This is a genomic window from Bacillota bacterium, assembly GCA_040755295.1.
Lineage (GTDB): Bacteria > Bacillota > Desulfotomaculia > Desulfotomaculales > Ammonificaceae > SURF-55.
This window is the reverse complement of sequence record JBFMBK010000023.1, coordinates 1-11528: the sequence shown is the minus strand read 5'-3', so window position 1 is coordinate 11528 and position 11528 is coordinate 1. Positions and strand designations below refer to the sequence as shown.

Here is an 11528-nt window from a genome sequence, read left to right as displayed (position 1 = left end):
CTAATGATAGCACAGCGCCCGGACCACGACAACCGGACCGAACCCAATTAAAAAGGGCCGCCGGGGCGACCCTCAACTTCGGAAAGGCTGATTACCGATTAACCGGTACGCTTCACCGGTTCTCCCGCTGCATGTGGAAAAACTCTTCTCCCAACCTGGTCAGGCTGCAGATCTTGCTTTTCCCTTCCGCGGTCACGTCAACCAGACCTAAAGCATACAACTGCATCACAACGTGGTCTAGAACCGCTCGTTTAACCCGGGACATAAGGGACAGTTCCTCTTTGTTCATACGCCCGCCGTCACCGAGTGCACGGAGAACCCTCCATGCTTCTTCGGGCAGCCTGTTGTCGACGTAGAGGAAGTACTCCGAAAGCGGCGCCGCCAAGGTAACCATTTGTCTTATAACCCCCTTTTCTGTTGTTTGTTAGTAATCTGACAATATTATGCGCATTTTCGCCTTCGTTAATAACTTAAACAACGAACTTTTTTAAAAAAGGGGTTATTTTTTAGATGATTCTTCTTTAGATGGGGTTTTGGTGAGGGTAAGTTTGCAGTACATCTTGCAGATTTCACAGTTCACACTGCACGGTTCCGTGTAAATAATAACGGAAGTCCTCGGAAAACGCGTTTGAATCTCTTCCTGGATACGCTTCACCAGCGTATCCCCGGTTGCCACTGTAGTTTCAGAGGGCAGAACCAGGTGAAAATCCACGTGCCGCTCCGCCCCTGCGCGGCGGGTCCGGAGGGCGTGGTACTCAACGTATTGGCTTTTAAATTTGGCAAGTGCGGCTTTTATCTCCCTTTCTTCTTCAACCGGCAGGCTGACGTCGAGAATGCTGGACATGGAATCCCGGATCAGTTCATAAGCCGCTTTTAATATAAGAAGCGCCACTACTATCCCGGCGATGGGATCGATAAACGTTAAACCGGTAAGCTTCATGGCCCCGATGCCGACGAATACGCCCAGCGAGGTGTAAACATCGGTGCGCAGGTGCCAGCCGTCGGCGGCAAGAGCCGGGGAATCCGTTTCTCGGGCCGTCTTTAAAAGATAGTGGGAGACAACAGCGTTCACCACCGCCGAAATTCCCATTACCGCAGCCCCGATGTTTAAGGATTCAACCGGTGAAGGGTGTGTAAGTTTAAGAACGGCGTGAAGAAGGATGTACCCGGCGGCAAAAACAATAAGTAAAGCCTCGGTGATGCCGGCGATGTTCTCAAATTTTCCATGGCCGAACTGGTGCCGGTCATCGGCGGGCTTGGCAGCCTGGCGGAGAGAAACAAAGGCTATCAGCGAGGCCAGCAGGTCGGTGCCCGAATGAAAGGCCTCAGAGAGAACGCTTACGGAATTCATAGCCAGGCCGGTGGCCAGCTTACCGGTGGTAAGAATGGTATTGGAACCCACGGATAACAGCGCTATGCGAACTTTCCGGTCCATCTTTATTCAGCTCCCGCAGACACACGCCCGTATTAAAGAAAACATCACCTCTAACGACAGCGTGTAGATCAAAAGCAACCGTCCGGAACAGGCAACCCGATATTTGTGAATCGGATTCTTTAGCATTTCTTTAAATAATATTACCGCAAAATTCTATTAGGCACACAGAATATTTTCGCGGGTTCAATCCATACTAAACTCAATAGGGTTCGTATTGGCCGAGCAAAGATTGCTGCTGTGTCACAAAATGGCGCAGTAGCAGTCGACCAAAGGTTAATACAGGGTCACAAAGGCTCTGTATTAGCCGGAGGGCAGATCGGTAGACTTTCTCTAAAGTGCTCGGAAGCAGTCCTAAGGATTGCTTCCGGGTCAAAGAGGATGTCTATCGGTCGAGCCAAGACTGATGTACGTGCCCCAAAGTAGGGGTTGCCGGTAGCCGAGAGGTTGCCGGCGGCTCCGAAGGTACGTACATTAGTCGGGCAAAGGTTATCCTGGGTTCTGCAAGGGTTACGTATAGCCGAAAGGCTGTACGTAGCCCGCCAAGGATGCAGGATAGCCGGAGCGCAGGTCAATACGGGCTCTTAATAAGAAGTCCTTCCAATTAGGAAGGACTTTCTTATTTCGATGAAATACCTCTCATATTCCGCACCAGCCGTTCGAATCCCACCGTACTTAAGTAAAACATTCAATGCTTTCCGCCCCTGGTTTCCGGCCCCTTTTACATTCTATATTCTGTATTCAATCCCATCCTGACCTTAACCGGTTAGATAATGATACATATAAGACCGCCCGAGCCGTCGTTCACGATTCGCTTTAACGTTTCCTGCAGTTTCACCTGCGCGTTTTCCGGCATCCGGTGGAGCTTGTTTTGGATACCTTCCCGCACCAGGTCGTGAAGCGATTTACCGAAAATCTCCGAATCCCAAATCTTCTTGGGGTTTTCTTCAAACTCGTTCAGTATGAACCGCACCAGTTCTTCACACTGTTTCTCGGTCCCGATGATGGGCGTGATCTCCGTGGTGATGTCGGCCCGGATGATATGCAGGGAGGGCGCGCTGGCCTTCAACCGAACACCGAACCGGTTTCCCTGACGAATGAGTTCCGGCTCTTCAAGGTTCATCTCCTCAATCCGCGGCGTAACCACCCCGTACCCGTTATCTCTTACCTCCTGAATGGCGGCTGCATACTTGTCATATTCCCGCTTCGCAACGCTGAAATCCCTCATCAGGGTAAGGACGTTCCGGTCGTTTTCGACAGTAAACCCTGTTACCTCGGAAAGCACCTGGTAGAAAAGCCCTTCCGCAGCCGTTACGCTTAGAGAAGCGGTCCCGGCGCCCAGATTCGTCTCCTTAATCTCCACGCTGCCGACGAAGTCCTGCTGCGCAAGCGACGACGTTATCCCCTGAATGTCACGGACCCGCCGCACCTGCTGGATAGCGTCCCGGACCGCATTTTCAAAGTTCTGGTGCAGCCAGTGCCCGGAACCCAGTTCGTCAACCCAGAGCGGAAGCGTGATATTGACCTCGCTTACCGGAAACTCGTAGAGCACTTCCTCAAGCAGGCTTAAAATATCGTTTTCGCTCATTTCCGCGGCATCGATCGGAAGCACCGGTACGTCGTATTTCTCGGCAAGCTCCGCGACAAGTTCCAGGGTGTCCGGCAAATGCGGCTGCGTGCTGTTCATGATCACTATAAACGGCTTGTTCAAATCCTTCAATTCCTGGATCACACGCTCTTCGGCGTTGACGTAGCACTCGCGCGGGATGTCCGTAATGGTTCCGTCCGTTGTGACCACCACCCCGATGGTGGAGTGGTCCTGAATAACCTTCCTCGTCCCGACCTCCGCCGCCTCGTCGAAAGGAATCGGTTCGTCGAACCACGGCGTCGTCACCATGCGCGGGACGTCTTCCTCTTCGTATCCCAGCGCCCCTTCCACCTTGTACCCGACGCAGTCCACCAACCTTACCCGGAGCTTGACCCCGGATTCGAGGGCTAGTTCAACAGCCTCATTAGGCACGAATTTCGGCTCGGTCGTCATAACTGTCCTGCCGGTCCCGCTCTGTGGCAGTTCGTCGCGGGCCCGCTCCCGGTCATAAACGTTTTCGATATTGGGGATCACCAATAGTTCCATAAACCGCTTGATAAAGGTGGACTTACCCGTGCGCACCCCCCCGACAACCCCGATGTAAATGTCACCCCCGGTGCGCTCGCTGATATCACGAAAGAGGTTCTCCATCAAACTCCCTCCCTATTATAATTAAGTCTTTAAAAATCATTTATCAATATTTTCCAGCCGGCTAGAACAATGTATATTCTTACCTTTCAGGTTTATGCATTTTAACGAAAACTTTTCCGAACATCTTTCAATCCGTGTACCGAGATACAATTTACATTTATCAATCACCCCAGCCATGCGGCTACGACTGCTGTATCGATCCGCAGGCGCAGGCCCGCCCCGCCCTCATCGGGTTAACTCCCGCGGATTACCTTTAATAAATCCATAATTTTAACGTTACTGGACCGGTCTCGCAACGAAAATATCGTTCCAAGAAACCCTTAATCAAAGAAAACTTATGCTGGGAGATGAAAGAAAATGCAGGAGCAAAATGTTTCGAAGGAAATAGGAGGGACTGCCGTTTTGGTTGCCTTAAACAGAGAAACTACATTTCAGGCTTGGGGCCTGTAAGTTCGCAGGGCGGGAATACAATTTGTTTCTGAACCACACGTCGATGTCCGATAAACAATTCCGCTACCCGGCAGAAGCTTTCCGGAGCAACTGGTGAAAGCAGGTGAATCCCGCGGTGCGTCTCCACCTTTACCATAGAGTCCCAGCGGGTGGCGTGAACTCCGGACACGTCGCCGTTTTCTAAAACATAATGACCGAACCACCCGAACAGACCGGCCGAAGCCCAAAACTTCATCCTCGGCGGAGTGATGTTTTCAACTGTCTGTACCGACTTGATTTCCGAAATGGGTATTAGAAACCCCCGGTCTATGACCCGCCGGACGGTGATCCCTTCAGGGGCAACGCTGTACCTGCGCGGCGCCAAAAGGTAGGCGAGTATTATCGGACCCCATATCAACGGAAGGGCAAGGACCGGAAACAATTTACCTTCTTTCAATAAATAAATGAGAGGACCCAAAAGTAAGGTTATCCCGACGGCGATTAAAAGCGAGATGACGGTTACCACATGAGCCGTTCTATCCCAGTGAGCGATACCGAACTCAAAAGACATCCTTTCTCACCCCGGCTGCCGGTTATAAGCCAAGTCCTAAGTCGAAAGTCCTGAGCCTGGATCAGGAACTGAAAACCGAAATTACGAATTACGAATTATGATTCAATGTTTGGAATTAGGAAAATAATTAACCGCCAAGTCGCCAAGAACGCAAAAAGAAAAACGAGTTTCTAATTGTTCTTTCGCTGGCGTCATGACGGTCTTTAATAATGGTTCAAATAATTTTGCGGTAAAAAAGATTTCTTCCGTTTGCCTTCCGTCAGGCATAGCCACTTCTTTCTACCGCTTCTCCCAGGAAACTTTAATCCGGCAGACTTCTTCAATCTCGTGGGTTCGCGCCCTGCCCAGAAGGTTCTTTGCGGCTTCCAGAGCAGGCAGCCCTTCATACAAAACGCGGTTGATCTCGTCGGTTACCGGCATACGCACCTTTAGTTGCTCGCCGAGGATATGCGCCACCCGGGTGGTTTTTACTCCTTCAACCACCATTTTAACCGCTTCAAGGGCTTCCTGAAGGTTCTTTCCACGCCCGATCTCAATTCCCGCCCGCCGGTTGCGGCTGTGCATGCTGGTACAGGTGACTATAAGGTCGCCCACACCGGTAAGCCCCGCAAACGTAAGCGGGTCGGCGCCAAGGCGCACCCCGATTCTGGTTATTTCCGAAAGCCCCCGGGTCATCAACGCGGCCTTGGCGTTGTCGCCGAAGCCCAGCCCTTCACAAATGCCGGTACCCAGCGCGATGATGTTTTTCAACGCCCCGCCCAGCTCCACACCCACCACGTCCGGATTGGTGTAAACGCGGAACGTAGCGCCCATGAAGGCGTCCTGTACCCGTTCCGCGGTAGGCTGACTGTAGGAAGCTGAAACAACCGCCGTAGGCTCATCCCGTCCGACTTCCTCGGCGTGACTGGGCCCGGACAGCGCCGCGTAACGATCGAGTCCGGCCCGGCCCGCCTCCGCGGCAAATACCTCCGAAAGCCTAAGAAAGCTTCCCTCCTCCAATCCCTTGGCCACGTTTACGATAAGGGCCTCTTCGGGTATCAGCGGCAGGCTCCGGCGCAGCGCCTCCCGGAAGGAGTGTGAAGGTACGGCAAACACCACCATTTCAGCATCCCGCAGCACCTCTGCCAATGAAGCGGTGACCGCAACCGATTCGGGAATCCGCACCCCGGGCAGGTACCGGGTGTTTTCACGCAGCGCGCCCAGCCCCGCCACCTGTTCGGAACGCCGCATCCAAAGCCGGACTTTGTGGTCCTTCAACGCAAGGAGACGGGTCAGCGCCGTTCCCCAGCTTCCGCCGCCCAGTACCGCCACACGCATTAGACTCACCTCTTCCGAAAATAAACTTAACCGCCAAGACGCCAAGAACATCACGGATTAAGATAATGAAAACGCTTAACACTTCTCGCCTCCCATTTGCCCGGTTCGTCTCCGCCGGCCTTCCTTGCACTGCATTACTTCCCCGCGCTCTGTTTATGTTACAATACAGCTTCTAAGTTTTAAGCTTACGGGTAGCCGTCGCTGCGCTCAGGCATAAAACGTTATAGTCCTTTTTTAGATTTGCGTATTCCTAATTTTGGTTCCCTTGGCGTCTTGGCGGTTGATTTACTTCCCCATTCCTCATTCCGCCTTTTATATTCTATCTTCTGTATTCTTTCATCGCCGGGCTTCATCCCTTCATCGCCGCAGCCACGGCGTTTTCGAATACGAAAAGCCCATCAGGCGGTATTCCAGGCCTTCTTCGCCAGTTCGGGTGGTGAGTTGGCAGACAGTTCCGTTCCGGGTGCGGCATCAATCCCATGACCCGACCGCTCGGATCGGTGATCCCGGCGACGGCGTTAAGAGAACCGTTCGGGTTCTCGGGATAACTCTGCGTAGGACTGCCGTCAGCGTCCACATACCGGAAAGCCACCAGACCCCGTTTCTCCACCTCGTCCCGCGTCGCCGCATCGGTGTAAAACCTGCCCTCTCCGTGGGCCGCCTGGAACTCCACCACCCGTCCCGCGGCGCCCCGCGTGAAGAGGCAACGGCTCTCCTCCACCCGGAGCCGGATCCAGCGGCACTCGAAACGCGCGCTGTTGTTTACCATCAACGCCGCGTCAATGGAACCGATTCTGCCGAACGGCAGGAGCCCGGTGCGGACCAGCACCTGAAAGCCGTTGCAGATGCCCAGGACCAGACCGCCGGCGGCGGCAAAGCGGCTTATCTCATCCCGCAGGAAGGAGGTGAGTTCAACCGCAAGGATCTTCCCGGAGTGAACGTCGTCGCCGTAAGAGAAACCGCCGGGGATGACCAGGATCCTATACCCGTTCAGCCGTTCCTTTCCCGACCGGAGCTGGTTAATGTGAACCAACTGCGGCGCGCCGCCCGCCAGTTCGAAGGCGTAAGCCGTTTCGGCGTCACAGTTCGTGCCGTCCGTCCGCAATACGATTACCGGCGGTCTCATCCTCCGAACACCCCCTTCAGCGTGCTGGTATAGGCATCACGGAGCTTGTCCAGCGCTATACCAAAAAGCGCTTTACGATGAAAGACCTCAATTACCGGTTCGCCCCGGGTCTTCCCGATCACGCTGTATGAAACACCCGCAAACAAGCCTGAGGGTTTGACACCCGGCGCAAGCTCGACCACAAAACAACCCGGCGTCTCATTATAAAGGAAATAATCCGGACGGACGTCTCCGGGGATGTTTATCACCGCCCCGGTTCCGCCGCCGAAAGCCATTTCCGCTATTGTCGTAAAGACCCCGCCCTCGCTCACGTCATGGCAGGCAAGTACCGCACCGCCGGCGATTGCGCGGTGTACCGCGCGGATGACCGGAGGCAGTTTCTCAAGGTTCACGCGCGGGATTTCCCTTCCCAGTCGCCCGTTTACTTCGTAATAGACCGAGCCGCCCATCTCTTCCTCACGCCGGTCCCCAACCAGGACCAGGGTGTTCCCCTCTCCTTTAAAGTCGGCGGAAACGGTCCCGGCCACATCCGGCAGCCGCCCGAAGACGGAAACGCACAACACCGGCGGGATGTGGATTACCGCGTCTTTCCCCCTGTAAGTGCTTGAAAGACTGTCCTTGCCTGAAATAAACGCCATCCCCAGCGCCGTACTGAAGTCCACGCAGGCGTCCACCGCCTGGTCGAGACGCGCCAGGTACTCTCCTTCGGGCACCGGCCAAATAAAATTATCCATTAAAACCAATTCGCCGGGGTCCGCGCCTACCGACACGGCGTTGGCCACCGCCTCGACAGCCGCCCAGATGCTTCCCCAGTAAGCGTCTATACGGTTCAGCACCGGATTCAGCCCGTGCGCCACCACCGCGACATAGGGCTTACCCAGGAGCGGAGTCAACAGCACCGCATCGTTCGGCCCGTCACCGTTCACACCGCCGTACGGCGGCAGGGCGTTCGTCCCCTGGACGCCGTGGTCGTAAACCCGCACTATCGGTTCCTTCGAACATACGTTGAGATGGGACAAAACCTTGCAGGCGACAGCCTCCCAATCCGCCGGCACGGGCGGTTCCGGTTCATCCGGCGCCCGCCCCGCGCGCCCGCAGTAAAGAACCCTCTGGGGAAGTCCGTTGTGCAGGAATTCCATTTCGAGGTCGAGCACATTTTTCCCGCCGTAGAAAGCCTGAAAACGCCCGGAATCCGTGAAATCGCCCAGTACGACGGCCTCGACGTTATAATCCCGGCAGATCTGTAGAAAGCGCTCAATATCATGCGGCGCTACCGCCGCCACCATTCTTTCCTGGCTTTCCGAAACAAGTATTTCCCACGGCGCCAACCCGCTGTACTTCAGTGGTGCGCGGTCCAGATGAATCAGCACCCCCGTCCCGGCGCCCATTTCACCCGCCGCCGACGCGAACCCGCCGGCGCCGCAATCGGTGATCGCCCGGATCAACCCCTCGTCCCGCGCCGCCAGCAGCGCGTCGGCCATCCTTTTCTCTTCTATCGCGTGGCCTATCTGTACTGCCTGGGAGTTTACCGTAACCGTGCGGTCGGTCATCGCCGCGCTCGAAAAGGTTGCGCCGTGTATACCGTCGCGCCCCGTTCGTCCGCCCACGGCCACCACCGCGTCACCCGGTTCCGGGTGGCTCTTTGCCGCCAGCGCCGCCGGTATAAGTCCGTAAGCCCCCACGATCACCGAAGGCTTTGCGCGGAAGTCACGGTGAAAATGTACCGAACCGTTATTCGTGGGTATACCCATCCGGTTCCCGTAATCCCTCACCCCGGCCACCACCCGCCGCAAAAGGTAATGCGGGTGCAGGCACCCGGGCGGGATGGTTTCGGGGTCGCTGTCGGGCGGGGCGAAACAAAACATATCGGTAGAAGCGATTACCTTAGCCCCCCTGCCCGTCCCCATCACGTCGCGGAAAACGCCGCCCGAACCGGTTGCAGCGCCGCCGTAGGGCTCAATCGCCGAGGGTGCGTTGTGCGTCTCCACCTTTCCGCAAAGAGCCCAGCCCTCGTAAAAGTCCATTACTCCCGAATTATCCACAAAAGCCGAAAGTACTAGGTCCGCCCGCCCCACCTTCGCCGTCGCTTCCCTTAACCGGGTAAGGAAGGGTTTTTTCTCCATGCCGTCCACGATCAGCCGCGCCTTGAATGTCTTGTGGACACAGTGCTCGGACCATGTCTGGGCGAGGATTTCCACCTCCGCGTCGGTCGGATCTCGTCCGGTCCCGCGGAAGTAATCTCTGATGAGACGCATCTCTTCGAGGTTCAGGAACAGGCGGTCCTGCGACAGTTCCATAAGTTCCTCGTCGGACATGCTCCGAACCGGGATAATCGCGGTAAGCCCCGCCTCGCCCCCGAGAAGCAGCGTTCCCGGCCGCTCCCTGATCACCTGCTGTACGGTTTCGTTGACTAGCAAACGGCGGGTTATCGTCTCCAGTTCACCGTCGTCGATCTTCCCGTAAAACCCGTATTCCATGCTCGAATCCGCGGCTAAGAGGCCTTTAATACCCAGATCGGCGGCCGCTTTCAGCAGCGAACCGGCCTCCGGGTTCATCACACCGGGCCGGTAGGCCACCTCTATGACCCGGTCCGCGTCGGTGATAATCGGTTCATTCACCCGGCATTCCTGAAAAACGTCTTCACACAGAAGCTTTTCGGATAAAACACGGGCGTACTTTTCTGCGATTCCTTCAAACCGATAGACCTTAGCCGTCCGCACGGCTTCCACGCTGTCGATTTTAAGGGCGTTGCGAATTTCGTAAAGCACCTCTTCCCCCCGCGCGTCCCCAATAGCGGAGAGAAGCCCGACCCGAACCTCCTGGAGCATTGACCGGCCTCCTTATATTACCTATTCAGGCATCCCGTCGTCGGGCGATATGCTGCGCATTTCAGATGTCGGATGCAGGAGGTGGGAAGTCGGATTTCTTGAGAGAATTGGCTGTTGCGAATTCTCCTGTTGAGTCTGACCTCTGATTTCGGCCTTCGACATCTGAACTCTGTGTACGCTCCGCGCTGCCCCAGGCGCGCTTTCGCGCTCCACTCGCCTTTCGCCACGTCCCGTAAACGAAACACTATACGGCACAATAGCTGCGTAATGCCTGCTACCCGCAATTCCCCGTTTCCGTCCCCGGACTTAGGACTAAGGACATAGGACTGAGGACTTGATCACCTTCTACCTTCTACCTTCTACCTTCTGTCTCCTGCCTTCATCCTTCATACCTCATCCTTCATCCTTATAAAGAATCGTCCCCCCGCCGACCACGACATCCCCGTCGTAGAAAACCGCCGCCTGCCCCGGCGCTACGGCGCGCTCCGGCGTTTTAAACCTTACCGCCACCCGGTCATTCCCCGCCGGACTGATCTCTGCCGGCTTGGCCTTTGCGGCGTAGCGGACCTTTACGGATACCGTTATGGTTTTCTCTAAACGATCGAAAGGGATGAAATTCATCCCCCCCACCATACAACCGTCGCTGTAAAGCATATCAACCGGACCGACCACCAACTCGTTCCGAGCTGTGTCCAGCGCCGTTACGAAAAGCGGATACCCCGCCGCCAGGCCTAGTCCCCTGCGCTGCCCTACCGTGTAATAAGGCAGGCCGTTATGGCGTCCGAGCACATTACCCTTATGGTCGATTATCCGACCGGGCTTGATACCGCCACCCGCTTTATCCCGAAGAAATGTGCGGTAGTCCCCGACGGGGATGAAACATATCTCCTGGCTCTCCTTGCCCGCTATTTCCACCCCCCGCCGCCGCACGATCTCCCGCGCTTCTTCCTTGGTCTTCGTCCCGAGCGGCAGCTGAAGGCGGCTGAGCTGCTCCTGTTTAAGCGCATATAGCGCGTAACTCTGGTCTTTTCTTGGGTTGAGACTCCGCGCGAGAAGGAAGCGTCCGCTGTCAGAGTCGTAAAAAACACGCGCGTAGTGACCGGTGGCAAAACGTTCTGCGCCCAGTTCCAATGCCTTTTGCAGCAGGGCCCCGAATTTTATCCGGGGGTTACAGACCACGCAGGGGTTCGGGGTACGGCCCGCGAGGTACTCGGCTACGAAAGCGTCGATCACCACGTCACGGAACATCTCCCGCAGGTCGAAGATATGGTGTTCTATTCCGAGAGCACTCGCCACTTCCGCGGCGGGGGTGACCGGAGCATCTGTCAACCGCATTGTTACGCCGAACACCCGGTGTCCCTGCTCCCGGATGATTACGGCAGCGGCGGCGCTGTCCACTCCGCCGCTCAACGCCACGGCAACCCGGTACAACGCTGTTTTCACCTTCCTAACCCGGACAAGCCGGAACCACCCAGCACTCAACGGTACGTTCAAACTACTTTGCAACGTTGTATGCAATGTAACTTAGAACGACGTCTTAAGATCAGCAAGTTGAGTGCTGGGCTACCACGGAGACACAGAGTTCA

Annotated in this window: 9 protein-coding genes; all 9 read right to left on the bottom strand. The window is 55.7% G+C overall.

Annotated features, from left to right (window positions below; all coding sequences use genetic code 11):
- Positions 1–112 precede the first annotated feature (112 nt).
- The 9 genes from AB1500_12365 to mnmA all read right to left on the bottom strand — a co-directional run bounded on the left by AB1500_12365 (position 113) and on the right by mnmA (position 11385).
- Positions 113–394 (bottom strand): transcriptional regulator, encoded by a 282-nt coding sequence (locus tag AB1500_12365; GenBank protein MEW6183944.1) that lies wholly within the window; start codon positions 392–394, stop codon positions 113–115.
- Positions 395–499: 105 nt separating this feature from the next.
- Positions 500–1435, bottom strand: coding sequence for a cation diffusion facilitator family transporter (locus AB1500_12360; GenBank protein ID MEW6183943.1), 936 nt, complete (start codon positions 1433–1435; stop codon positions 500–502).
- Positions 1436–2198: 763 nt separating this feature from the next.
- Entirely contained in the window at positions 2199–3671 is a 1473-nt protein-coding gene (gene spoIVA, locus AB1500_12355; GenBank protein ID MEW6183942.1) for a stage IV sporulation protein A, read from the bottom strand.
- A gap of 424 nt (positions 3672–4095) precedes the next feature.
- Positions 4096–4671 carry a PH domain-containing protein gene (locus tag AB1500_12350; GenBank protein MEW6183941.1) on the bottom strand — a complete coding sequence of 192 codons (576 nt, stop codon included), beginning with the start codon at positions 4669–4671 and terminating at the stop codon, positions 4096–4098.
- Between the two features lie 102 nt (positions 4672–4773).
- Positions 4774–4944, bottom strand: a complete 171-nt coding sequence (locus AB1500_12345) for a hypothetical protein (protein MEW6183940.1) — start codon at positions 4942–4944, stop codon at positions 4774–4776.
- A 6-nt stretch (positions 4945–4950) separates the two neighbouring features.
- On the bottom strand, positions 4951–5988 hold the full coding sequence (locus AB1500_12340) for an NAD(P)H-dependent glycerol-3-phosphate dehydrogenase (GenBank protein MEW6183939.1): 1038 nt from the start codon (positions 5986–5988) through the stop codon (positions 4951–4953).
- 349 nt (positions 5989–6337) lie between these two features.
- Complete coding sequence (gene purQ / locus AB1500_12335; protein ID MEW6183938.1) at positions 6338–7114, bottom strand: phosphoribosylformylglycinamidine synthase I; 777 nt, start codon at positions 7112–7114, stop codon at positions 6338–6340.
- Positions 7111–9942: an AIR synthase-related protein gene (locus AB1500_12330; protein ID MEW6183937.1), complete on the bottom strand. Its 2832-nt coding sequence runs from the start codon at positions 9940–9942 to the stop codon at positions 7111–7113. The genes purQ and AB1500_12330 overlap by 4 nt, the downstream gene beginning before the upstream one ends.
- Before the next feature lie 393 nt (positions 9943–10335).
- Positions 10336–11385, bottom strand: coding sequence for a tRNA 2-thiouridine(34) synthase MnmA (mnmA, locus tag AB1500_12325; protein MEW6183936.1), 1050 nt, complete (start codon positions 11383–11385; stop codon positions 10336–10338).
- Positions 11386–11528: the final 143 nt, after the last annotated feature.